Origin of the sequence: Leifsonia sp. NPDC014704 (assembly GCF_043083605.1) — a bacterium.
Lineage (GTDB): Bacteria > Actinomycetota > Actinomycetes > Actinomycetales > Microbacteriaceae > Leifsonia.
Genome location: NZ_JBIBYW010000002.1, coordinates 990217 through 1012447, shown reverse-complemented (window position 1 = coordinate 1012447; position 22231 = coordinate 990217). Strand labels below are relative to the sequence as shown.

Genomic DNA, 22231 nt, shown 5'->3' with positions numbered 1-22231 from the left:
GCCGGGCCAGAGTCGCCGCCTACAGTTGCGCCATGATCTGGCGCGCGATGATCCGGCCGGCCCGGTTGGCCCCGATCGTCGACGCCTGCGGACCATACCCGGCGAGGAATATGCGCGAATCCTGCCAGGAGGCACCGGACGCGACGGTCAGACCGCCCGTCTTCTCGCGCAGGTGCAGCGGGGCGAGATGACGCAGCTCCGGACGGAAGCCGGTCGCCCAGATGATCGCGTCCGCGCGGGTGAACGAGCCGTCCGGCCAACGCACGCCGTCCTTCTCGATGCGGGTGAACATCGGCCGCTCGGTCAGCACGCCGCGCTCGATCCCGGCGGCGATCCGCCGCGTGCGGGGGACGCCCGTGCCGCTCACGATCGACGGCAGAGCCTGGCCGGCGCGCGCCGCCGCATCCTGCATCGCCACCGCGGCGACCCCGCCCTCGATCGTCAGCTCCGACTCGTCGCGGAAGTCGACCGGCCGCCTCGTCGCCCAGGTCAGGGCGTCTGCGACGCCCTCCAGCTCGAGCAGGAACCCGATCGCGCTGGTGCCTCCCCCCACCACGACCACCGACTGACCCGCGAACTCGTCGGCCGAGCGGTACGTGGACGTATGGACGTGACGTCCGGCGAAGTCGTTCATGCCCGGGTAGTACGGCACGAACGGCGAGCCCCAGGTTCCCGAGGCGTTCACGACGATGCGCGTCGCCGTCTCGCCCGCGCTGTGCTCCACGATGAGGTCCGCGCCCCGGTCGGAGACGCTGTGCACAGTCACCGGACGCTGTACCTGCAGGCCGAAGTAGTCCTCGTAGCGGCGGTAGTAGCCGGCGACGATGTCGCGCGCCGGGAGGGACCGGTCGGCCGTGTCGAAGCTGAGACCCAGCTCGGACATCCCCGGCAGATCGTTCACGTGATGGGCGCTGCCGAGCTTGAGCGCATCCCACCGGTGCTGCCAGGCTCCACCCGTCACCGGGCCGCGGTCGTAGACGATGAAATCGTCGCCCGGGGCCAGTTCGAACCGCCGCAGATAGTAGGCGACGGCGAGCCCCGCCTGGCCCGCGCCGATGACCACCACCTGGGTCTCGGTCCTGGTCGTGCTCACACGCTCATCCCATCACTTCTCGCTGTGCGGGAACTCGGGGGTCCGCGATGTCCGCATGCTAAACTCCATGCTAGTTTTCACTGTTTCTATTCGATCCCCGGGGAGCCTCTCTCGCCCGGGCTGGGACCAAAAGGGGGTCACGCATGGGGCGCGGCCGTCAGAAGGCAAAACACACCAAGATCGCGCGGCAGTTGAAGTCGTTCAGTCCCAATGTGAACTACGACGCTCTGGAGCGTGAGCTGACCGGCCACTCCCATGGCGACGACGAGCAATACGCGAAGTGGGCCGAGTACGAGGCGGAGGACGAGACCGAGTCCGACGACACCTACGAGTACGAGGACGAGGACGAGGAGACGGGCACTCCGAAGCGCGCCTAGCGCCGGCCGCCCGTGCTGAGCTGCGATCCTTCGCGGCTCAGAGCCAGCCCTGTCGTGTCGCGATCGACACGGCCTCGGAACGGTTGCGCGCGCCCGTCTTCCCGATCGCGCTCGAGAGGTGGTTCCGGACCGTCCCGTCGCTGAGGTGCAGCCGGCGGGCGATGTCCGAGATCGTCCCACCCTCGGCTGCGACCTCCAGCACCTCGGCCTCCCGAACTGTCAGCGGTGACGCTCCGGACGCGAGCGACTCAGCCGCGAGCGTGGGGTCGACCACCCGCAGCCCCGAGGCGACCCGGCGCACAGCATCCGCGAGCTGACCCGACGGGGTGTCCTTGACGACGAACCCCGAAGCGCCTGCCTCCATCGCGCGGCGTAGGTAGCCCGGCCGCCCGAACGTCGTCACGATCAGCGACCGGCACCCGGGCACGGCGGCCCGCAGCTGTGCCGCCGCCTGGATGCCGTCGGCGCCGGGCATCTCCACGTCGAGCAGCGCGACATCGGCTCGGGATGCGCGGGCCGCATCCACGACGTCGTCGCCCCTCCCGACCTGCGCGACCACCTCGAGGTCCGGTTCGAGGTCGAGCAGGGCGGCGAGCGCGCCGCGGACCAGCGCCTGATCGTCGGCCAGCAACAGCCGGATGGTGTCGGTCACACGGCCCTCCTCACGCTCAGCAGGGTGCCTCCGCGGGGTCCGGATCCGACCCCGATCCTGGCGCCGACCTGCGCGGCGCGGGCGCTCAGCCCGGCGAGGCCGGATCCGTCGCGCGCGGAGGGCGAGACCTCCGCCCCCACCGGCGCCGGTTCCGGCCCGCTCCCGTGCGGGCCGCGCCCGTCGTCCTCGATGTCGAGGCTCTCCGGTCCGACGGTCACCCAGCAGTTGCGCGAGCCGGAGTGGCGGATCACGTTGGTGACGCCCTCGCGCAGCACCCAGCCGAACAGCTCGCGCAGCTCCGGGTCGACCTCCTCACCGTTGCGGGGGAGGTGCGCGTGGATGTCGGCGGCCGCCAGCCCCGCCTGCGCAGCAGCCAGCTCGGTCGACAGGCTCATCTCGCGGTACCCGGCGACAGCGGCGCGCAGGTCGGCCAGCGCCGACCGGCTGAGACGCTCGATGTCGGCGATCTCCTCCGCCGCCCGATCCGGGTCGACGGGGATGAGCCTCCGGGCGAGCTCCGACTTGACCGTGACGACGGTGAGCGAGTGCCCCAGCACGTCGTGCATGTCGCGGGAGAACCGGGCGCGTTCCTCGATGACGGCCAGCCGGGCGATCTCGCCCTGCGCGTTGCGCAGCCGTCGGAGGGCGTCGATCTGTCGGGCGAATGCGCTCATCATCACGCCGATGGACACCGTGACCAGCGCGATGAACCAGTCGTCCTCCACGGTTCCGGCGACCGTCAGCACGATGAGCTGGACGCCGCCGAGCGACCCGATGATCGCCCACGCGATCGGGGTGCGCGACACCACCATGCCCGCGACGCACGCCACGTACACCCAGGTCCAACAGGCGACGACACCGATCAGCGGGAAGAGCGTCAGCGTGAGCACGAAATAGAGGCCGATCCCGACCAGTCGCCGGCGCTCCGTCTCCCACCAGAGGAGCGGCGGGAGCACGAGGAAGCCGAGGTAGACGACGGCGAGCAGGGCGGTGATGCCCAGCTTCTCGGCGAGAGTGCCCTGCGCCGTCCACAGCCCGACGAGCACCGAGGCCTGGTACAGCAGGCCGATCGTCGCCCCCGGATACCAGCGGTACGCGGCCGGGTGGAGGAGCCGGGCGCGCCATCCGACCGGACGGACCTCCGGCACTTCACGCGAGAACACGTTGCTACCTTAGCCAGCGGCCCGGCGACGCTCAGCCCCGCGCCGCGTCGCGCCGGTAGCGCCAGACGATGAGCGCTCCCAGACCCAGCGCCCACGCGGTGAGCACGATCGCCGGCGTCAGCGCGTCGCCGCTCTGCAGCGCGCCGAGCTGACCGACCCGGTTGAGCCAGTACGACGGCACGGCCCGCGCCACGTCCGCCACCCAGGCGGGGAACACCTGCAGCGGGATCCACAGGCCGCCCAATACGGCCATGCCCATGAACACGGCCATGAACAGCGGCTGGGCGAACTCCGGCTTGGCGAACTGCCCGATCAGGATGCCGAGCAGCGCGAACGGGATGACACCGCACCAGATCGCCAGCCCGGCGAGCAGCCAGCTGCCGACGGAGAGGTCGGGATGGTACAGCGCGATGGAGACGCCGATGATGACGACGATGCTGAACAGGGCGAGCGCCAGGGCGGCGACGAGCTTGGACACCAGGTAGCCCATGCCGCTCAGCGGCGTGATCCGCAGCTGCCGGTTCCAGCCGATGGAGCGCTCGGTGACGATCTGGAACGCCTGCGAGAGTGCCGACATCATCCCGCCGTAGGCGGCGACCTGGATGGTCGTGACCACGAGCCACGGCAGGTGCGTCGTCGCGTCCACCTGCCCGGCACCGCCGAACGTGCCCCCGAAGGCGAACAGCATGACCAGTGGAACGGCGAGGGTGAAGATCATGGCACGCATGTTCTTCAGTTGGCGGAGGGACTCGCGCCCCAGGTAGGCGATGCTCATGAGAGTGCTCCTTCCGTGTCGCGCGCCTCGGTGAGGGCGAGGAAGGCCTCGTCCATGGTGTGCGCGGTCACCTCGATGTCGTGGATGTCGTCGTGCGTGGCGAGCAGTGCCCGCAGGGTGGCGTCGGAGTCGTCGCTGACGAGGGTCAGAACGTCGCCGCGGCGGTCTGCGCTGCGGACGCCGGGGAGACCGGCGAGGGCCGCGTTGCTCGCGGACGTCTCCGGGAAGGCGGCGGTGGCGCGGATACGGCGGCCGGACACGACGGCCTTGACCTCGGCGGGCGTGCCGTCGGCGACGATCCGCCCCCGGGCCATCATCACGATGCGGTCGGCGTACTCGTCCGCCTCGTCGAGGTAGTGGGTGGCGAACACGACCGTCCGCCCGGCATCGGTGAACTCGCGCATCGACTGCCAGAAGGTGCGTCGCGCCTCCACATCCATCGCTGCGGTCGGCTCGTCGAGGAACAGGAGGTCAGGGTCGGAGACGACGGCGACGGCGAACCGTGCGCGTTGGAGCTGGCCGCCGGACAGCTTCGAGACGCGCTGACGCGCGATCTCCGTGCAGCGCGCGCGCTCGAGCGCCTCGGCGACGCTGAGAGGGTGCCGGTGCGCCGCCGCGACGAGCGCCACCGACTCGGCCACGGTCAGGGTCGGCAGCAGCGCGCCGCCCTGGAGCATCGCGCCGACGCGGCCGGCGGCGACCGCCTGGCGCGGCGGTGCACCGAAGAGCTCAACCCGGCCAGCGGTCGGGCGCGCGAGGCCGAGTGCGAGGTCGATGGTCGTGGACTTGCCGGCGCCGTTGGGGCCCAGCAGGGCGACGACCTCGCCCGGGCGGATGCTCAGGTCGACGCCGTCGACGGCCGTGAGCGCACCGAAGGTCTTGCGCAGGCCGGACAGGTGGATGGCGGGTGTCTCGTTCACCTCTCCAGAGTGCCGACGGCCGTCCGGCGGAGAGCAGAGCGGGTGTCAGGATCTGGGGGTGACGTTTGTCATGCCCGTGCTTCGCGCATCCCGGCGGCACGCACGAGTCCGAGGACACCGAGGATGCCGCCCGCGGTGAGCAGGATGCCGCCGAACAGCACGGCGAGGTCCTCCCCGGCGGCCATCGTCGCGCCGGGTCCGGCGGCCGTCGGGTCGTCGGGCGGGAGCACGGACGAGGCTGCCGCCGGCGTACTGCCACCGCCGTGCGTGCCTGCGGCTGCTGCCGTCGCCGGCGCCACAGCGGCGACGGCAGGAAGCATGACGGTCGCCGACGCCGTCGTCACGGAGGTGGATGCGCGCTGCAGCAGCACGAAGAACGTCGCGGCGGGCGACCCCGCCGGGCGTGAGGCGAGCGGCACCCGCACCGTGGCCGTCGTCTGACCGTCGGCCAGCGCGACCGTGGTGGCCAGCGCCGTGTAGTCGGCGCCCGCACGGGCGGTGCCGTCGGCGGTCATGACATCGACCGTGGCATCGCCCGCACCGGAGGCGCGGGCGACCGTGACGAGGACGCTGGTGCTTCCCGCGACGACCGAGTCGGTCGCGACGGTCAGCGGGGCGCTCGGAGCCGTCGCGGTGAACGTCGCGGTTCCGACCGCACTGAGGAGCCCGGACGACTGCTCGGGCTGGAACGTCGCCGTGAGGCTGTGCGTACCGGCGGCGGTCACCGGGATGTCGGCGCGCGCGACGCCGGTCGCGGAGACCGGCGCGACCACCGGGGTCCCCCCGTCGAGGGAGAAGGCGACCGAGCCGGATCCGGGCGCAGCGAGCAGCATCCGGGTGACCGTCGCCGACACGGCGGCCGTGCCGCCCGCCGCGACCTTCGTCGGCGTGCTGAGAGTGACCGCGGTCGCCGCCGTGCAGGCGGGTGCGGCGGCGAAGTCGGTGGTCGTCGCGCCCAAGCGCCAGCCGAGCGTGGGCTCGGCAGCGGCATCCAGGGTCAGGAGCCAGACGCCGTGGTGCTCGCCCGGCCCGAAGGTCGCCGGCTGGCCGCGGTCGGCGGTGCCGCCCGTGAGGTCGTTCGAGCCGCCTCCCGCGGGAAGGGAAATCGGCACGGAGGCCGTCGACCGGTAGCCGAGCACGACCGTTCGCGCGGCGACGGTACCGAGCGGCGCATCCTGCACGCAATCGACGAGCGGCGTGAGCGCATCAGCCGGCGCGGGGGGCGTGGGCGCGGGAGGCGCGGACACGGACGGATCCGCCAGCGCCGGAGAGGCTGCGGCGGCGATCCCCAAACCGGAGAGAGCCAGAAGGGTGAGCGCGGACGCCAGGCGGAAGCGGGCGTGCGGTCGGCTCACACGCGTCACTCTAGCGGGACGGCGCCCGTCCGCGCTCCGACCAAAAAGGGTGACGTGGGCTCAGCCGGCGTAGGAGCCGACGAGGCGCACGGCGCCGCCGTCGACGCCCTTGGCGCCCTGCTCGAACCCGGTCAGGTCGCGCGCGGACGTCGAGACGACACCGGCGCGCCAGGTGGGGATGCCGTCGGCCGTGATCGCCGCCGCGACCGCATCCGCGGCCTCCGGTGCGACGACCGCGAACATCCCGATGCCGAGGTTCCAGGTGCCCTCGCTCGACTCGAGCGAACTGCCCGCGAGATCGCTCAGGATGCGGAAGACCGGCGTCGGCGACCAGGTGGACCGGTCGACCTCGACCCACGAGCCGACCGGGAGGACGCGGGCGAGATTCGCGGCGATGCCCCCGCCCGTCACATGGCTGAGCGAGTGGATGGCGCCGTCGAGCGCCGGGTCCTGCAGCACGCGCAGCAGCGGCCCCGTGTAGAGGCGCGTCGGCTCGAGCAGGGCCTCGCCCACGACACCGCCGAACTCGGCGGAGTGGTCCGTGAACCCGATGCCGCGCGCGGCGAGGATGTGGCGGACCAGCGAGTAGCCGTTGGAGTGGAGACCGGATGACGCCATCGCCAGCACGACATCGCCATCCCGCACCCGGTCGGCGCCGAGCACGGCATCCGCCTCGACCGCGCCGACCGCGGCCCCAGCGACGTCGTAGTCGTCCGGCCCCAGAAGGCCCGGGTGTTCGGCGGTCTCACCGCCGACGAGGGCGGTGCCCGTCTCCGCGCACGCGGTCGCGATGCCCGCGACGATCGCGGCGATCCGCTCCGGGACCACCTTGCCGCACGCGATGTAGTCGGTCATGAACAGCGGACGCGCTCCGACCACGACGATGTCGTCGACGACCATCCCGACCAGGTCCTGACCGATCGTGTCGTGCTTGTCGAGCGCCTGCGCGATGGCGACCTTCGTGCCGACGCCGTCGGTGGAAGTGGCCAGCAGCGGACGGTCGAAGTCCTTCAGGAACGAGACGTCGAACAGGCCCGCGAAGCCGCCGACGCCGCCCAGCACCTCCGGTCCGTGGGTGCGGCCGACGGCCGCCTTCATCAGCTCGACGGCCCGGTCGCCCGCAGCGGTGTCGACGCCGGCGGCGGCGTAGGAGGCGGACGAGGAGGCGGCGGAGTCGGTCACCGGTCCATCGTATCCGGGGCCTGCGGGCACCGGAAAAGCGGGGGCGCTCCTGGCTGCTCTACTCCTGGCGGCCGGGGTCGCCGAAGCTGAGCAGCGGCTCGAGCTCCGAGTCGGGGCCGGGCTCGCATCCATCGGACGTCGCGTCGGAGCCGTCGTCGGTCGGGCTGACCTCCGGACGCTCGAGCAGGTTCTTGCCCAGGTGGTGCGCGTCCGGGAGCTCGATCGGGTACTTGCCGGTGAAGCACGCGGTGCACAGCAGCTCGCGCGGCTGCTCGGTCGCGTCGATCATGCCGTCTTCAGAGAGGTAGCCGAGGCTGTCGGCGCCGATCGACTGGCGCACCTCCTCCACCCCCAGGCCGGTGGCGATGAGCTCTGCGCGCGAGGCGAAGTCGATGCCGTAGAAGCACGGCCAGGTGATGGGAGGGCTCGAGATGCGGACGTGCACCTCGGCCGCACCGGCCTCGCGGAGCATCGACACCAGCGCGCGCTGCGTGTTGCCGCGCACGATGGAGTCGTCCACCACGATCAGGCGCTTGCCCTTGATGACCTCCTTCAGCGGGTTCAGCTTCAGCTTGATACCGCGCTGGCGGATGGTCTGCGACGGCTGGATGAAGGTGCGGCCGACGTAGGAGTTCTTGACGAGGCCCTGACCGAACGGGATGCCGGACGCCTGCGCGTAGCCGATTGCCGCCGGGGTGCCGGACTCGGGCGTCGGGATGACCAGGTCGGCCTCGACCGCGTGCTCGCGCGCGAGCTGGCGGCCCATCTCGACGCGGGCCTCGTAGACGCCGCGGCCGGAGATGGTGGTGTCGGGACGAGCCAGGTAGACGTACTCGAAGACGCATCCCGCACGCTTCTCGCTGGCGAAGCGCTGGCTGCGCAGGCCGTTCTCGTCGATCGCGATCAGCTCGCCCGGCTCGACCTCGCGCACGAAGCTGGCACCGACGATGTCGAGCGCGGCGGTCTCCGAGGCGACGACCCAGCCGCGCTCGAGGCGACCGAGCACCAGCGGGCGCACGCCCTGCGGGTCGCGGGCGGCGTACAGCGTGTGCTCGTCCATGAAGACCAGGCAGAAGGCGCCGCGCAGTCGCGGAAGCACCTCCAGGGCGGTCGACTCGAGCGTGTGGTCCAGGTCTCCGGTGAGGAGGGCCGTCACGACCGCGGTGTCGGTGGTGTTGCCCCGGCTGAGCTCGCCGTCGTGCTGCGGATAGCGCTCGTGGACGAGCTGCATCAGCTCTGCCGTGTTGGTCAGGTTGCCGTTGTGGCCGAGGGCGACGGTGCCGCTCGCCGTGGAGCCGAGGGTCGGCTGCGCGTTCTGCCAGCTGGATGCTCCGGTGGTGGAGTAGCGCGTGTGGCCGACGGCGATGTGGCCGGGCAGCGAGTTCAGCGCGTTCTCGTTGAACACCTGCGAGACGAGGCCCATGTCCTTGTAGATCAGGATCTTGTCGCCGTCGCTCGTCGCGATGCCTGCCGACTCCTGGCCGCGGTGCTGGAGCGCGTAGAGCCCGAAGTAGCTGAGCTTGGCGACCTCCTCACCGGGAGCCCAGACGCCGAAGACACCGCAGGCGTCCTGCGGCCCCTTCTCGCCGGGTAGCAGATCGTGACTGAGAAGACCGTCGCCTCCGGCCACAGCGGACCCCTTTCAGGAAGTCGGGATGTTCAGCTCTGGGTGTCGCTCGTGCTGGTGTCGTTCGTGCCGGGCTCCGGCTGCGAGCCCTCACGCCGCTCGGGCGACGACCCGGGCTCGGGGACGCGCACGTCGATTCTATCCGCCTGCACGCTGCGCGCTCGACGGGCGGTCACCCGGTCGAGCACGAGAGCGACGATCGCTCCGACGGCGACGCCGACCGTGACGCAGATCGCGAGCAGGAAGCCGAAGACGGAGCCGCGATCGTACGTCGGGTTCTCGGGGAAGGAGAAGGTGAGGACGAGGGCGACGATGGCGAAGAGGATGGCGCCGGTGATCATGAAGCGGAAGTAGCGCGGCGAGCGTCGCACGCGGACCTCGGCGGGTGTGACGGTCTCCTCAACCTGCGGGTCGGGGCCCTGCCGGTCCTCGGGGGTGTCGCTCATGCCTTCATTCTCCCAGATTGAACCTGAGCGGCCGTCGGCCGTCATGACCCGTCGTCGCGCTCGTCTGATTGGGTATGAGCACCTCGAACCGCCCGGGCACCGCATCCCGGATCGCCGCCGCACTCGGCCCGGCGGTGGCGGGTGGATTCGCGCTGCTGCTGCTCGTCGCCGCGATCGTGGGCGTGCTGGGCGGGGTGCGCGGGGTGGGCTGACGATACCCCGGCCGCGCGGCCCGCCGGCTCAGTAGCGCAGCGGGAGGAGTCCTTCGAGGGATGCCCGCTGGCCGGATGCGTGCACCGCGCCGGACGCGATCCCCTCGTCCCACGTCACCGAACCGGACGCCAGTGCCAGCCAGGTGGCGGCATCCGTCTCGATGACGTTCGGCGGCGTCCCGCGCGTGTGCCGCGGACCCGGGATGCACTGCACCGCACCGAACGGCGGCACGCGCACCTCGACGGTGTTGCCCGGCGCGCGCTCCGCCAGCAGCTGCAGCAGGTATCGCACGGCCGTCGCCGTCGTGTTGCGGTCGGCGCCGCCCGCGACGGCCGCCCGGACGGCCGGGCCGCCGACCTCGTCCGCGATCTTCGCTCTCGCCATGGCATCCATCCTTCCACCGCGCACGCCTGAAGCCGGAGCGCCGCATCCACTCCCTCTAGCATGGTGGCGTGAAGATTCTCGTCCTCGGTTCCGGTGCCCGTGAGCACGCCATCATCACCGCGCTGCTCGCCGAGGAGGTGCGCCACGACATCGTGGCGGCGCCCGGGAACGCCGGGATCGCACAGGACGTCCGGGTGGAGACGTCGCTCGATCCGCTCGACGGCGTCGCGGTCACAGAGTACGCGCTCGAGAACGACATCGAACTGGTCGTCATCGGCCCTGAGGCGCCGCTCGTCGCCGGCGTCGCCGACCCGCTGCGCACCCGCGGCATCCCCGTGTTCGGACCGGGCAAGGCGGCCGCTCAGCTCGAAGGCTCGAAGGCGTACGCGAAGCGCATCATGGATGCGGCCGGCGTGCCGACCGGGCGGGCTGTGCGGGCCGAGACCCTGGCCGAGGCGGAGCGCGCGCTCGACGAGTTCGGTGCGCCGTACGTCGTCAAGGCCGACGGGCTGGCAGCCGGCAAAGGCGTGCTCGTCACCGAGGATCGGGATGCGGCCGTCGAGCACGCGACGCACTGGCTGCGGCACGGCGGGGTGCTGGTCGAGGAGTTCCTCGACGGGCAGGAGGTCTCACTCTTCCTCTTCAGCGACGGGCACGACGTGCTGCCGCTCTCGCCCGCGCAGGACTACAAGCGCCTGCTCGACGGCGACGCGGGCCCGAACACCGGCGGGATGGGCGCCTACTCGCCGCTGCCCTGGTTGCCGGACGGCTTCGTGGACGAGGTCATCGACACCATCGCGCTGCCGACCGTCCGCACGATGGCGCGCGAGCAGACGCCGTTCATCGGCCTACTCTACTGCGGGCTGATCCTGACCGACCGCGGCATCCGCGTGATCGAGTTCAACGCCCGGTTCGGCGACCCGGAGACGCAGGTCGTGCTCCCGCGGCTCGTGACCCCGCTGTCGACGCTGCTGCTCGCGTCGGCGACCGGCGGCCTCGGCGGACTGCCCCGACCGGAGTTCGCGCTCGACACGGCCGTCACCGTGGTGCTCGCCAGCGAGGGATACCCGGAGGCGCCGCAGACCGGGCGGCCGATCACGGGCCTCGGTGAAGCGGCGGCGGTGCCCGAGGTGACAATTGCGCACGCGGCGACGGCGCGCCACGAGGCCACCGGTGAACTGATCGCGACCGGCGGACGTGTGCTGTCGGTCGTCGCGCGCGGTACCGGCTTCGCCGAGGCGCGCTCCCGTGCCTACGCGGCGCTCGACCGCATCCACCTCGAGGGTGCCCAGTACCGCACCGACATCGCCGCCCGCGTCTCCTGACCCCTCCCCCCAAGCCAACAGCTCCTGAGTTTTTCGGCCTTTTCGCGACGAAAGGGCGGAAAAACTCAGGAGCTGTTGGCTTGGGACGGGGGGGTTAGGGGAGGAGGCGGGTGAGGAACGGGTTGCGGAAGCGGGCGTCGGGGTCGAACCGCTGCGCGAGCGCTGCGAAGTCGGCCAGGCGCGGGTAGAGGGACGGGACGACGCGGTCGCGGTCGACGTAGAGCTTGCCCCAGTGCGGACGCGCGCCGAGGGGCAGCAGAGCGGCCTCGAGCTGCGGGAGCACGGCCTCCACGCCCGCCTGGTCGCGGAACCACGTGAAGTGGAGGCCGACCGCGTCCGTCTGGTACGCGCTCGACAACCACAGGTCGTCGGCCGCGACCGTGCGGATCTCCGAGATCTGCAGCAGCGGAGCCACCACCGGAGCCAGCGCACGCACGGCCTCGATCGCCTCGACGGCACGGGCGCGCGGCACCAGGTACTCCGACTGGATCTCCGCGCCGTTCGACGGCGTGAACTCGAACCGGAAGTGCGCCAGCCGCTCGCTCCACGGCCCGACCACACCGAGCTGCTCCGTGGTGTTGCGCACATCCATCGTCTGGATCATGTGCCGTGGCTCGGTCAGCGCCGGAGCCCCGAAGAAGTCGTCCTCGATCAGCGGTTCGACCCCGTCGAGCTCCTTCAGCCAGGCGAGCGAGACGGCCTCCTCATCCCACGTGGTGAACAGACTCACGCTGTAGGCCGCGGACGTGACCTCGTCGAACCGGTCGATCACGGCCTCCCACGGCACGCCGCCGAAGAGCCGCTGACGCGCATCGTAGGTCGGCCGGACGTCGAGCGTCACGTCCGTCACGACGCCGAGCGCGCCGAGACCGACGACGGCTCCTTCGAACCCCTCGTCGCCGCGCCGCAGCTCGACCAGCTCGCCGGAGCCGGTCAGGATGCGGAGCCCGGCCACCGCAGTGGAGAGGTTGCCGTTGCGGTCGCCCGAGCCGTGCGTCGCCGTGGCGATGGCCCCCGCCACGGAGATGTGCGGGAGCGACGCCAGGTTGTGCAGCGCCCATCCCGCGTCCTGCAGCTCCCGCGCGAGGTCGCCGTAGCGGACCCCGCCGCCGACGGTGACCGTGCGGGCGGCCTCGTCGATGCGGATGTCGCCCGGCAGACCGGCCGTGCTGATCAGCAGACCGGGAGTGTCGGCCAGGTCGTTGAACGAGTGCCTGCTGCCGAGGGCACGCACTGCGGGGGCGCTCAGCACCAGGTCGCGCAGTTCGTCGATCGTGCCCGGCCGGGCGATGCGCTCCGCCTGGTACTCGTAGTTGCCCGCCCAGTTCTTCTCGGCCATCGAGGTCCTCCCGGTTGGTCGTCGGGCGGCCCTCCGCTCCGATCGACATCCCCATTCTAGGAATGTGACCGGGCACATGACGCCGCTCCCCGATCCGCGCAAGTGGTGCATTGCCGGGCCTCTCCGCGCCGCAGTATGGTGCGCGTGACAGCGGGGTGGGCCGCGGAGAAGAGGATGAAATGGCCGAATTCGAGTACGGTCCGGCGGAGTTCATGGTCGCCCAGTTCGACACCGATCGACCGTCTGCGGGAGTCGTCGAAGCGATCCTCGACCTGGTGGAGAACGGCACGGTGCGACTGCTCGACCTGGTCTTCGTCGAACGCCACGACGACGGCAGCGTCGACATCATCGAGCTGGAGGAGATCGGCGACCAGATCGGGATGACCGACATCACGCTCGACGCCACCGGGCTCGCCGGGGACGAGGACGTGCAGCAGATCGCCGAGCTCCTGGAGCCGGGATCCACGGGGGCGATCCTCGTGATCGAGCACCTCTGGGCGAAAGACCTGGCGAGCAGGTTCTTCCAGTCCGGCGGCGTCGTGCTGCACAGCGAGCGCATCCCCGCGCCGGTGCTCAACGCGGTCGCGGCCGACGCCTACGACGAGCTCGAGACCACGGAAGGCTGAGGAGGACACCATGCCATTGAGACGAATGGGACGGCCGGGACTGATCGGGATGGCGGCGCGCACGGCGGTCGTCGCGGGAACCGCGACGGCGGTCGCCGGCGGCGTGCAGCACCACCAGCAGCAGAAGTACCAGAACCAGTACGAGCAGGAGCAATACGAGCAGCAGCAGGCGGCCCAGGAGGCGCAGGCGCAGCAGCAGGCCGCGATGCAGCAGCAGGCGGCGATGCAGCAGCAGGCGGCGATGCAGCAGCAGGCGGCTCCGGCCGACGACATGATGACGCGGCTGCAGCAGCTGGCGACGCTCCACACGCAGGGCGTGCTCACTGACGAGGAGTTCGCGGCCGCCAAGGCCAAGCTGCTCGCCTAGCGATCCCACCCGGGGAGTTCGCCGCTCGCTCTACGATGGACGGGTGAGCGAACTTCCGGGATGGGTCCACGTCTACTCAGGCAAGGTGCGCGATCTGTACGTGCCCAAGGGCGCATCCAGCCTCGCCGACACGGACAGCGTGCTCGTCGTCGCGAGCGACCGCGTGAGCGCGTTCGACCACGTCCTGGAGCCCGGCATCCCGGCGAAGGGCGAGCTGCTCACGACGCTGAGCCTGTGGTGGTTCGACCAGCTGGATGACGTGCCGAACCACCTCATTCCCGATCACACCCTCGTCGGCGACACCGTCGTCGAGCGCATCCCGGCCGAGGTCGCCGGCCGCTCGATGCTGGTGAAGCCGCTCGACATGTTCCCGATCGAGTGCGTCGTCCGCGGCTACCTCACGGGCAGCGGCTGGGCGGAGTACCGCGCGTCGCAGAGCGTGTGCGGCATCCCGCTGCCGTCCGGGCTGCAGAACGGCGATCGGCTTCCGGAGCCGCTCTACACGCCCGCGTGGAAGGCGCCGATCGGCCAGCACGACGAGAACATCAGCTTCGAGCGCACGGTCGAGCTGGTCGGGCCCGAGGTCGCGGACGAGCTCCGGCGCCTTTCCCTCCACGTGTACGCGCGCGGAGCCGCGATCGCCGAGGCGCGCGGCATCATCATCGCCGACACCAAGTTCGAGTTCGGCGCCGACCGCACGACCGGCGAGATCACGCTCGCCGACGAGGTGCTGACCAGCGACTCCAGCCGTTACTGGGATGCGGCCGCCTACGCGACCGGGACCACGGCGGGAGAGCGGATGGCCAGCTTCGACAAGCAGATCGTGCGCGACTGGCTGGCCGCGAACTGGGACAAGACCGGGACGCCGCCCGAGCTCCCCGGCGACATCGTCGAGCGCACGGCCGCGCGCTACCGCGAGCTTCTGGAGCGGCTCACCGGCGAGTAGGACGCAGCGCCGCCCGTCCGCTCGGACGCTCGCATGCCCGACCGCGCATGCCGCGCGGTATAGCGTCGCGACATGGATGCTGCAGCCCCCTCCTCCGCACCTCCCGCGACCGCCGCGATCGCCGACGCCGCCGTGCGTCTCGGGATCGCCGTCGCGACGGCTCCGGTCGACCTCGTCGCCCTGCTCCCCGGCCGGCCTTTCGCCGGTGCCGCCGCTCCCGTGACGCATCTGGGAAGCGTCGACGTGCTGCTGGAGACGATCGACGACGCTCCCCCGGGCGCCGTGCTCGTCGTGGACAACGGCGGCCGCGACGACGAGGCGTGCGTCGGCGACCTCATGCTGCTGGAGGCCGCGACGGCCGGGATGTCGGGTGCGGTCATCTGGGGACGTCACCGCGACACCGCCCAGCTGCGCGAGATCGGGCTGCCCGTGTTCAGCCGCGGTGCGCATCCCTTCGGTCCGCGCCGCGTGCCGCCGGCGGGGACGGCGATGCGCTCGGCGTTCCTCGACGGGGTGGCCGTCACGCCGCAGCACTGGATCGCGGCCGACGACGACGGAGTGCTCGTGATCGGCGCCGCGGACCGCGACGTGCTCTTCGCCGAGGCGGCGCGCATCCAATCGGTCGAGGGAGCCCAGGCCGAGCGGATGCGTTCTGGTGCCTCTCTGCGCGACCAGCTCGACTTCGCCCGCTACCGCCGGATGCAAGCCGACGACCCCGGGCTCACCCTGCGCCGCTACCTCGCCGAGACCGGCGGAGCGATCGAGACCTGACACCCGGACCGCTGTCGGCGAAGGCGAGAAATACCCCGGTGACCTGGGGTGTTGTCCCCACCATGACCGAACTCCTCCCCGCCGACTCCGCGATGGGCGCGGTGACCCTCCGCGTCGCCGACCTCGGCCGGATGACCGCGTACTACCGTGACGCCGTCACCCTGAGCGTCCTGGCCGCCGAGGGCGGCCGCGTGGTGCTCGGGCGCGGAGCGACCCCGGCGGTCGTGCTCGAGCACGCCCCCGAGCTGAAGCACGCCGGCCCCGGCGAGGCCGGGCTGTTCCACACCGCGATCGTGTTCGACACCCCGGAGACCCTGGCCGCCGCCGTGTACTCGGTCGCCCGCCGCGCACCGGGCACCTTCACCGGCAGCGCCGACCACCTGGTCAGCACCGCGTTCTACTTCACGGACCCGGAGGGGAACGGCGTCGAGCTGTACTGGGACCGCGACCGCTCGCTGTGGAGCTGGACGCACGGCCAGGTCGAGATGGGCACGCTGTACCTCGACCCGAACGCCTTCCTCAACGAACACCTGACGGAGCGCGGGGTCGCGCTCGCTGAGGCGGCGACGGGTGCGGACGGGACGCCGGTGTTCGGCGACGCCTCCGTCGGCCACGTCCACCTCTCGGTCGGAGACGTCGCGACGGCCCGCGAGTTCTACGTCGACCGGCTCGGGTTCGAGGCCACCGCATCCCTCGGCGGCTCGGCCCTGTTCGTCAGCGCCGGGGGCTACCACCACCACATGGCCATGAACACGTGGAACAGTCGGGGCGCCGGCCGCCGCCGGCTCGCCCTGGGTCTCGGCGAGGTGGAGCTGAAGCTGCCCTCGAAAGACGACGTCGGAGCCCTGGCCGAGCGGATGCGCCACTACGGCGTGCAGACCCGCGATGACGGCCGGTCGCTCGGCTTCGACGATCCGTGGGCGAACGCGGTGCGCGTGGTGACGGAAGCGGAGGAGATCACGGCCTGACTCGCCGGCGGGAACGCGAAAGGGAGGAGGTCGCAGCCGGGGTGGCTGCGACCTCCTCCCTTTTCCGTGTCGGTCGGCGTCAGTCGGTGACGGGCGCCGCGTGGAGTCCGTGCGGCGGCTCGTCGCCGGGGGCGAGGTCCGTCGCGGGCGGCACCGGAGCGGCGTGCGCGCCATGCGGGGTCGAATCCACTGGAACCGGGGCGGCATGCGCGCCGTGTGTGGGCGCCGAGGCGGACTCGGCTGTCGCGCCCGCGGCGACTGGTGCCCCCTCAGCGGCAGGCGCACCCGCGCCCGCAGCAGCGGCACCCGCACCGGCACCTCCGGCCTGACGCGCCCACGCGGGCGGCTTCGGCCGCTCCCACCAGACGACGACCAGCGCGCCGAGGAAGGCGACGGCCGCCGGGAGCAGCAGAGCCTCCGACATGGCCTGAGTGAACCCGGCGTGCAGCGCCTGCGGCAGCTCCGTCCCCGCGGCCGCCTCGCTGGCGTTCGCACCGCCGGGGATCTTCGGCAGGTCGACGGCGAGGCGTCCCTCGATCAGGGCGGCGATGGATGCGCTTCCCAGCACCGCGCCGATCTGGCGGGTCGTGTTGAACACGCCCGAGCCCGCGCCTGCCTGGTTCATCGGCAGGTTGCGCGTCGCCGTGGTGGAGATCGGTCCCCAGACACCGGACATCGCGATACCCATCAGTGCGCTCGGGATCAGGAGCAGGAAGATGTTCACGTCCGGCGACAGCATCCGCGAGTAGAGGAACAGCGCGAACGCGAACAGCACGAGCGCCGGGGTGGCGATGTTGCGCGGGTTCACCTTGTCGATGAGCCGGCCGACGAACGGCGCGAGCACGCCCGAGAAGATGGCCGTCGGCGCCAGCATCAGAGCGGACTCGGTCGGCGTCAGGCCGCGCACGGTCTGGAAGTAGAACACCAGCGGCAGCGCCATACAGGTCACCGCGAAACCGACGGTCGTGATGGCGCCGTTCGACAGCGAGAAGTTGCGGTCGCGGAACAGCGGCAGCGGGAGCAGCGGCTCCTTCTTGTTGAAGGCCTGCCAGACGACGAAGGCGGCGAGCACGACGATGCCGGCGATGATCAGCCCCCACACCGAGATCGGACCCCAGATGACGCCCCAGTCGTAGGTGCTGCCCTCCTGGATGCCGAACACCAGCAGGAACATGCCGACGCCGGAGAGGATCACGCCGAGCACGTCGAAGCTGTGCGAGTGCGTCGGAAGCTTCGGGACGAGACGCATCGCGAGGATGAACGCCACGACGCCGACGGGGACGTTGATGAAGAAGATCCACTCCCATCCCAGGCTGTCGACCAGCACGCCGCCGAGCAGCGGGCCGATCAGGGTGGCGACGCCGGCGACGGCGCCCCACAGACCCATGGCGGCACCACGGCGCTCGGGCGGGAAGATGCGGGTGATGACGGCCATCGTCTGCGGCGTCATCAGCGCGGCGCCGAGACCCTGGACCACACGCGCGGCGATCAGGAAGCCGATGGACCCGGCGAAACCGCACCAGGCGGAGGCCAGCGTGAACACCACGAGTCCGATGAGGTAGAGGTTCTTCGGGCCGAACCGGTCGCCCAGACGGCCGGTGATGAGTAGCGGCACCGCGTAGGCGAGCAGGTACGCGCTCGTCACCCAGATGACGGCGTTGTAGTCGGTGCCGAGTTTCAGGCCCTCCATGATCGACGGGTTCGCGACCGACACGATGGTGGTGTCGATCAGGATCATGAAGAACCCGATGACGAGCGCCCAGAGGGCGGGCCACGGCTTCAGTTGACGTTCCATGAGTCTTCTCTCAATGCTTTTCTTCGGACCACGACACGGCGCCCGATTGGAGGTCTGCGATCAGGGTTTCGAGCACATCCGCTTCTGTGGCGGTGATCGCCCGCTGGTAGCGGACGTCCAGCCAGTACTTGGCCGGCACCCCGCGCTGCGTCAGGTCGGCGATAGCGCCATCCAGCACCCCGGTGTCGGCGCGGATCAAGGCCACGCGCTTGCGGAGCAGCGCGATCACGGTCTCGACGGGGAGGTTGTGCGCCTCGCCGAGGCCGAGGGGGAACTCCGGGTACTCGTTGGTGGGCGTTCCGATGATCTCGGTGATGCGCTCGCCCAGCGCACGGGTGCCCGCGTCTGTGATCTCGTAGGTGGTGCGCTCCGGCCGGTTGCCTTCGCGCTCAGTGCCGGTGGCGCGCACGAACCCGTGCGCCTCCATCCGGTCGACGGTGTGGTACAGCGAGCCGGGCCGCACCTTGACCAGCCGGTCCTCCGAGCGCTGCATGAGCGTCTGGTACATCTCGTAGGGATGCGACGGGCCCTCGGCGAGCAGCGCGAGCGCGGCGACGGCGAGGGGGGTGAGGGTGCGAGGTTCGGACATGCTCTCAATGTTGTTCGGTTGATTATTCCAGTTGGAATATACGGCATGGGTGAATGCGGGTCAAGTACCGTGGACACGACGGCCGGAAGGAGATCCCATGCTCTTCGCCCTCCCCGACGGAGGCTCGCCCCGGGTCGCCGAGGACGCCTGGGTGGCGCCCGGCGCGACTCTCATCGGCGACGTCACGCTGCATCCCGGAGCGAGCGTCTGGTACGGCGCGGTCGCGCGTGCCGACAACGCGCCGATCGTCATCGGACGTGACTCGAACCTCCAGGACAACGTCTCGGCCCACGTCGACCCGGCCTTCCCGCTCACCGTCGGCGAGCGCGTCTCCGTCGGCCACAACGCCGTACTCCACGGCTGCACGATCGAGGACGACGTGCTCATCGGCATGAGCGCGACCATCCTCAACGGCGCCCGCATCGGGACCGGCTCCCTCGTCGCCGCCGGAGCGGTCGTCACGCAGGGCGCCGACATCCCCCCACGGTCGCTCGTCGCGGGTGTTCCGGCGAAGGTCCGCCGCGAGCTGACGGACGACGAACTGCAGGGCATCGCGCAGAACGCCGCGGTGTACCTGGAGAAGACGCGGCAGCACCGCGAAGCCGTCGCGCTCGACTGACCCGCCGACCTCGCGGGATGCGCTCAGCCGGCGTCGAGCATCGCCCGGTTGAGCGCGATCAGCTGCTCGGAGAACATCCGCGCCCCGCCCTGTGCGGGATGCCGCACGGCCGGCGCCTCGATGCCCGCCTCGGCGAGCGCCCCCTGCGCCTTGCGGCCGACCGCGACGATCGTCTCGACGCCCAGCTCCCGGATCAGCTCCAGCGCGACCGGCGCCCCCTCGCGCACCTCCGACGACCGCGGGGTACGGTTCGTCTGCGGTCTGCCGGCGACGAACGGGTGGTGCGGGTAGATCGGCCACGACAACGGCAGCGGCCCGCGCCAGTCGCGCATCGTCTCCCAGACGACCCGGCTGGACGCCTCCCACGGCGCCTGCGGGTTCGGCGGGAGCTCCAGACCGGGGAGCACGCCCGCATCCACCTCGCGGACCGAGGTGAACGGCACGCCGGTCACCGTCATCCCGCGCCAGCCGGGGGCCTCGCCGAGAAGCAGGATGGGCGCGTGCGGCACCGCGAGGTAGCGGCGCAGGTTGCGCTCCCGCAGGCGGCCGAGCTCGTCGTCGCCGTAGAGCAGCTCGGCGTCGGCCGGCACCGGGACAGCCCGGATCATGTCGAAGAATCGGTCGAACACCACCCCAGGCTACGGCCGCACGGCGACGCGAGGATGCGTCCGGGCGGCGAGCGCCGCATCCACGTCGGCGAGCGCGAACGTCTCGCCGACCTGCTCGGCGAACGGGTAGCGCTGCCAGGCGTCGGCGAGGAACCGCACGGCCTGCTCCAGGTTGCGGGAGGCGTAGTTGTGGACGCCGCGGATGGTGAGCAGCCGCCGGATCAGAGCGTCGGGCGCGACGCCGAGATCGGGCCCGGGGGCCGACTGTCCGACGAGCACCAGGACGCCGCCCACGTCCAATGCGCCGAGCAGGGAGCGCGCCGCGGACGGGCTGCCGGAGAGCTCCAGCGCAACGGTCGGGGCCGGCGTGCGGCCGCCCGTCTTGGCGAGCACGGCGGCCAGTCCCGTCGGAGACCCCGCGGGCGCGGCCGGGTCGGCGGCGCCCGACGCGCCGAAAGCCAGGGCGGACTCGCGGCGCTCGGGAATCGGCTCGCTCACGACCACGCGCGCACCGGCCTCGACGGCCATCGCCGTCGCGGTCAGCCCGAGCATCCCCGCGCCGGCGATCAGCACCAGGGCGCCCTCCAGCGGGACGAGCTCGGCGGCCGCCTCGATCGCCGCCGCCACCGACGCGGTCGCGCACGACGCCGGCGCGAGAACCTCGGCCGGGATGTCCTCCGGCACGCGTACGAGCGGTGTGCCGTCGAGGATGTGCGTGTGCGTGGCGAAGCCGCCCGACAGCTCCCAGCCGCGGCGCATCCGCTCGTGTCCGTACTTCTGCAGGCTCAGGCACTGCTGCTGCAGGCCGCGGCGGCAGCGCACGCAGCGTCCGCACGGGACGGCGGCGGACCAGACGATCCGCTCCCCCAGCGAGACGCGGTGCCCGTCCGTCGTCTTCGCGCCGCCGCGGCCGAGCGCGACGACACGGCCGACCTGCTCGTGGCCGAGCACGAGGGGCGCCTGCGTCCGGCGATGACCGAGGACGGCCTCCACATCGGTGCCGCAGACCGTCGCCAGCTCGACCTCGACCAGCACGTCCCCGGGCGCCAGGCGCACTCCGGGTACGGCCACCGCCTCGTGCGTGTGCGCGTCGCCCGGCCACACCATGGCCGTGGCCGACGGATACACGCTGACCCCCATCCCCAGGCGCGCCGGCGGCTCGACGACGCGCGGGGTCACCGCTTTGATCGTCACCGGATGCCGTGTCCCGATGCCGCGTCGCGCTCGACCTCGTAGCCCAGCAGCTCCGGCAGGTCGGCGACGCTCGGGAGCACCGCGTCGGCGCCGGCGTCCAACAGGGTCTGCTCGTCGTGCGCGCCCGTCAGCACCCCGACGACGAGACCCGCGCCCGCGGCGATCCCCGAGGCGATGTCGCTCGCGGTGTCGCCGACCACGACCATCCCCTCGACACTGGATGAGCCCGTGCGCAGCAGGGCCGTCAGCGGAAGGTCGGGATACGGGCGACCGCGACCCGCCTCCGCCGGCGTCAGCGTCACATCGGCCAGGTCGCGCCAGCCCAGGGCGTCGAGGACGACATCGCGGGTGCGGCGCGAGAAGCCGGTGGTCAGCGCCACCTTGACGCCCGTCGCGCGCAACCGGCGGATGAGGTCCTCCGCGCCCGGGACGGCCTGCAGACCCTCCGCGGCGATCAGCTCGGCATACGTCGACTCGAACACGGCGTCCGCGTGCTGCGCCTGGTCCTCGTCCGTGCTGAGGGAGCGGAAGACGGCGAGTTTCGACTGCCCCATCGCCTCGCGGACGACCTCGAGGGCGGCGACCCGCTGGTTCGGGGTCTCCGCCAGGCCCGCGGCGTCGACGGCGCGCTCGAACGCGCGCTGCACGAGGCCGTCGTCGAGGACGGTCGTGCCCGCGAGATCGAGCACCACCAGCTCCAGGTCGGCGAGGTCGTCCTCGTCACGGTCGTCGGCGTCGCCCTCGTCCAGGCCGTCCTCCAGGTCGTCCAGGTCGTCCCACTCCTCCTCGGACAGCCCGGCCCCCGCAGGAATCCCGCCGCGGACCGGCTCGACGTCGACCGTCACGTCGTCGAACTCGCTGGTGATGCATCCGTCTGGGGTCACGATGGTGCCTTTC

At 71.6% G+C, this 22231-nt stretch carries 25 protein-coding genes; 9 read left to right on the top strand and 16 right to left on the bottom strand.

Annotated features, from left to right (window positions below; all coding sequences use genetic code 11):
• Positions 1–19: 19 nt before the first annotated feature.
• The gene (locus ACF1AJ_RS16415; RefSeq protein WP_391508315.1) at positions 20–1093 is read right to left on the bottom strand and encodes an NAD(P)-binding domain-containing protein; all 1074 of its coding nucleotides are present in this window, start codon (positions 1091–1093) and stop codon (positions 20–22) included.
• A 143-nt stretch (positions 1094–1236) separates the two neighbouring features.
• On the opposite strand from ACF1AJ_RS16415, the gene ACF1AJ_RS16410 reads away from it, so the two are divergent.
• A complete protein-coding gene (locus tag ACF1AJ_RS16410) occupies positions 1237–1470 on the top strand; it encodes a DUF3073 domain-containing protein (RefSeq protein ID WP_309854348.1) in 234 nt (77 codons plus the stop codon).
• A 37-nt stretch (positions 1471–1507) separates the two neighbouring features.
• Here ACF1AJ_RS16410 and ACF1AJ_RS16405 read toward each other — a convergent pair whose 3' ends face one another.
• The 8 genes from ACF1AJ_RS16405 to ACF1AJ_RS16370 all read right to left on the bottom strand — a co-directional run bounded on the left by ACF1AJ_RS16405 (position 1508) and on the right by ACF1AJ_RS16370 (position 9590).
• Positions 1508–2122, bottom strand: a complete 615-nt coding sequence (locus ACF1AJ_RS16405) for a response regulator (protein WP_391508314.1) — start codon at positions 2120–2122, stop codon at positions 1508–1510.
• Positions 2119–3285 (bottom strand): sensor histidine kinase, encoded by a 1167-nt coding sequence (locus ACF1AJ_RS16400; protein WP_391508313.1) that lies wholly within the window; start codon positions 3283–3285, stop codon positions 2119–2121. The genes ACF1AJ_RS16405 and ACF1AJ_RS16400 overlap by 4 nt, the downstream gene beginning before the upstream one ends.
• A gap of 31 nt (positions 3286–3316) precedes the next feature.
• On the bottom strand, positions 3317–4060 hold the full coding sequence (locus ACF1AJ_RS16395; protein WP_391508312.1) for an ABC transporter permease: 744 nt from the start codon (positions 4058–4060) through the stop codon (positions 3317–3319).
• Positions 4057–4980 (bottom strand): ABC transporter ATP-binding protein, encoded by a 924-nt coding sequence (locus ACF1AJ_RS16390; RefSeq protein ID WP_391508311.1) that lies wholly within the window; start codon positions 4978–4980, stop codon positions 4057–4059. Before ACF1AJ_RS16390 ends, ACF1AJ_RS16395 begins: the two co-directional genes overlap by 4 nt.
• 68 nt (positions 4981–5048) lie before the next feature.
• Positions 5049–6335 carry a Calx-beta domain-containing protein gene (locus tag ACF1AJ_RS16385; protein WP_391508310.1) on the bottom strand — a complete coding sequence of 429 codons (1287 nt, stop codon included), beginning with the start codon at positions 6333–6335 and terminating at the stop codon, positions 5049–5051.
• 60 nt (positions 6336–6395) lie between these two features.
• On the bottom strand, positions 6396–7517 hold the full coding sequence (gene purM / locus ACF1AJ_RS16380; RefSeq protein WP_391508309.1) for a phosphoribosylformylglycinamidine cyclo-ligase: 1122 nt from the start codon (positions 7515–7517) through the stop codon (positions 6396–6398).
• Between the two features lie 58 nt (positions 7518–7575).
• Positions 7576–9147 carry an amidophosphoribosyltransferase gene (gene purF, locus ACF1AJ_RS16375; protein WP_309854366.1) on the bottom strand — a complete coding sequence of 524 codons (1572 nt, stop codon included), beginning with the start codon at positions 9145–9147 and terminating at the stop codon, positions 7576–7578.
• 29 nt (positions 9148–9176) lie between these two features.
• On the bottom strand, positions 9177–9590 hold the full coding sequence (locus tag ACF1AJ_RS16370) for a hypothetical protein (protein ID WP_391508308.1): 414 nt from the start codon (positions 9588–9590) through the stop codon (positions 9177–9179).
• A gap of 74 nt (positions 9591–9664) precedes the next feature.
• On the opposite strand from ACF1AJ_RS16370, the gene ACF1AJ_RS16365 reads away from it, so the two are divergent.
• The gene (locus ACF1AJ_RS16365) at positions 9665–9802 is read left to right on the top strand and encodes a hypothetical protein (RefSeq protein WP_391508307.1); all 138 of its coding nucleotides are present in this window, start codon (positions 9665–9667) and stop codon (positions 9800–9802) included.
• Between the two features lie 28 nt (positions 9803–9830).
• On the opposite strand, the gene ACF1AJ_RS16360 is transcribed toward ACF1AJ_RS16365, so the two are convergent.
• The gene (locus ACF1AJ_RS16360) at positions 9831–10187 is read right to left on the bottom strand and encodes a sterol carrier family protein (protein ID WP_391508306.1); all 357 of its coding nucleotides are present in this window, start codon (positions 10185–10187) and stop codon (positions 9831–9833) included.
• A 68-nt stretch (positions 10188–10255) separates the two neighbouring features.
• Between ACF1AJ_RS16360 and purD the strand changes: the two genes are divergently transcribed.
• Positions 10256–11512: a phosphoribosylamine--glycine ligase gene (gene purD, locus ACF1AJ_RS16355; RefSeq protein WP_391508305.1), complete on the top strand. Its 1257-nt coding sequence runs from the start codon at positions 10256–10258 to the stop codon at positions 11510–11512.
• Between the two features lie 94 nt (positions 11513–11606).
• Here purD and ACF1AJ_RS16350 read toward each other — a convergent pair whose 3' ends face one another.
• Entirely contained in the window at positions 11607–12851 is a 1245-nt protein-coding gene (locus ACF1AJ_RS16350) for an FAD-binding protein (RefSeq protein WP_391508304.1), read from the bottom strand.
• A 179-nt stretch (positions 12852–13030) separates the two neighbouring features.
• On the opposite strand from ACF1AJ_RS16350, the gene ACF1AJ_RS16345 reads away from it, so the two are divergent.
• The 5 genes from ACF1AJ_RS16345 (at position 13031) to ACF1AJ_RS16325 (ending at position 16529) form a co-directional block, all read left to right on the top strand.
• Positions 13031–13477 (top strand): DUF6325 family protein, encoded by a 447-nt coding sequence (locus ACF1AJ_RS16345; protein ID WP_391508303.1) that lies wholly within the window; start codon positions 13031–13033, stop codon positions 13475–13477.
• A gap of 25 nt (positions 13478–13502) precedes the next feature.
• On the top strand, positions 13503–13844 hold the full coding sequence (locus ACF1AJ_RS16340) for an SHOCT domain-containing protein (RefSeq protein WP_391508778.1): 342 nt from the start codon (positions 13503–13505) through the stop codon (positions 13842–13844).
• 43 nt (positions 13845–13887) lie between these two features.
• Positions 13888–14790, top strand: coding sequence for a phosphoribosylaminoimidazolesuccinocarboxamide synthase (locus ACF1AJ_RS16335; RefSeq protein ID WP_391508302.1), 903 nt, complete (start codon positions 13888–13890; stop codon positions 14788–14790).
• Between the two features lie 72 nt (positions 14791–14862).
• Positions 14863–15561, top strand: coding sequence for an RraA family protein (locus ACF1AJ_RS16330; RefSeq protein WP_391508301.1), 699 nt, complete (start codon positions 14863–14865; stop codon positions 15559–15561).
• Positions 15562–15623: 62 nt separating this feature from the next.
• Complete coding sequence (locus tag ACF1AJ_RS16325) at positions 15624–16529, top strand: VOC family protein (RefSeq protein WP_391508300.1); 906 nt, start codon at positions 15624–15626, stop codon at positions 16527–16529.
• Positions 16530–16608: 79 nt separating this feature from the next.
• Here ACF1AJ_RS16325 and ACF1AJ_RS16320 read toward each other — a convergent pair whose 3' ends face one another.
• Entirely contained in the window at positions 16609–18324 is a 1716-nt protein-coding gene (locus ACF1AJ_RS16320; protein ID WP_391508299.1) for a DHA2 family efflux MFS transporter permease subunit, read from the bottom strand.
• Between the two features lie 10 nt (positions 18325–18334).
• A complete protein-coding gene (locus tag ACF1AJ_RS16315) occupies positions 18335–18913 on the bottom strand; it encodes a PadR family transcriptional regulator (protein WP_309854390.1) in 579 nt (192 codons plus the stop codon).
• Between the two features lie 97 nt (positions 18914–19010).
• Here ACF1AJ_RS16315 and ACF1AJ_RS16310 point away from each other — a divergent pair, with 97 nt between their 5' ends.
• Positions 19011–19532: a gamma carbonic anhydrase family protein gene (locus tag ACF1AJ_RS16310; protein WP_391508298.1), complete on the top strand. Its 522-nt coding sequence runs from the start codon at positions 19011–19013 to the stop codon at positions 19530–19532.
• Positions 19533–19555: 23 nt separating this feature from the next.
• Here the strand turns inward: ACF1AJ_RS16310 and ACF1AJ_RS16305 are convergent, their stop codons facing one another.
• From ACF1AJ_RS16305 to ACF1AJ_RS16295, 3 genes are read right to left on the bottom strand one after another with little or no spacing between them, the layout of a single operon-like run.
• Complete coding sequence (locus tag ACF1AJ_RS16305; RefSeq protein WP_391508297.1) at positions 19556–20161, bottom strand: uracil-DNA glycosylase; 606 nt, start codon at positions 20159–20161, stop codon at positions 19556–19558.
• Between the two features lie 9 nt (positions 20162–20170).
• Positions 20171–21334, bottom strand: a complete 1164-nt coding sequence (locus ACF1AJ_RS16300) for an alcohol dehydrogenase catalytic domain-containing protein (RefSeq protein WP_391508296.1) — start codon at positions 21332–21334, stop codon at positions 20171–20173.
• A complete protein-coding gene (locus ACF1AJ_RS16295) occupies positions 21331–22218 on the bottom strand; it encodes a phosphonatase-like hydrolase (RefSeq protein WP_391508295.1) in 888 nt (295 codons plus the stop codon). The genes ACF1AJ_RS16300 and ACF1AJ_RS16295 overlap by 4 nt, the downstream gene beginning before the upstream one ends.
• Positions 22219–22231: the final 13 nt, after the last annotated feature.

Coding starts and splice junctions, on each gene's coding strand:
- ACF1AJ_RS16360 (WP_391508306.1), bottom strand. CDS start 10,187: ATGGCGAGAGCGAAGATCGCGGACGAGGTCGGCGGCCCGGCCGTCCGG.
- ACF1AJ_RS16370 (WP_391508308.1), bottom strand. CDS start 9,590: ATGAGCGACACCCCCGAGGACCGGCAGGGCCCCGACCCGCAGGTTGAG.
- ACF1AJ_RS16410 (WP_309854348.1), top strand. CDS start 1,237: ATGGGGCGCGGCCGTCAGAAGGCAAAACACACCAAGATCGCGCGGCAG.
- ACF1AJ_RS16345 (WP_391508303.1), top strand. CDS start 13,031: ATGGCCGAATTCGAGTACGGTCCGGCGGAGTTCATGGTCGCCCAGTTC.
- ACF1AJ_RS16310 (WP_391508298.1), top strand. CDS start 19,011: ATGCTCTTCGCCCTCCCCGACGGAGGCTCGCCCCGGGTCGCCGAGGAC.
- ACF1AJ_RS16330 (WP_391508301.1), top strand. CDS start 14,863: ATGGATGCTGCAGCCCCCTCCTCCGCACCTCCCGCGACCGCCGCGATC.
- ACF1AJ_RS16350 (WP_391508304.1), bottom strand. CDS start 12,851: ATGGCCGAGAAGAACTGGGCGGGCAACTACGAGTACCAGGCGGAGCGC.
- ACF1AJ_RS16340 (WP_391508778.1), top strand. CDS start 13,503: ATGGGACGGCCGGGACTGATCGGGATGGCGGCGCGCACGGCGGTCGTC.
- ACF1AJ_RS16315 (WP_309854390.1), bottom strand. CDS start 18,913: ATGTCCGAACCTCGCACCCTCACCCCCCTCGCCGTCGCCGCGCTCGCG.
- ACF1AJ_RS16325 (WP_391508300.1), top strand. CDS start 15,624: ATGACCGAACTCCTCCCCGCCGACTCCGCGATGGGCGCGGTGACCCTC.
- ACF1AJ_RS16320 (WP_391508299.1), bottom strand. CDS start 18,324: ATGGAACGTCAACTGAAGCCGTGGCCCGCCCTCTGGGCGCTCGTCATC.
- ACF1AJ_RS16395 (WP_391508312.1), bottom strand. CDS start 4,060: ATGAGCATCGCCTACCTGGGGCGCGAGTCCCTCCGCCAACTGAAGAAC.
- ACF1AJ_RS16365 (WP_391508307.1), top strand. CDS start 9,665: ATGAGCACCTCGAACCGCCCGGGCACCGCATCCCGGATCGCCGCCGCA.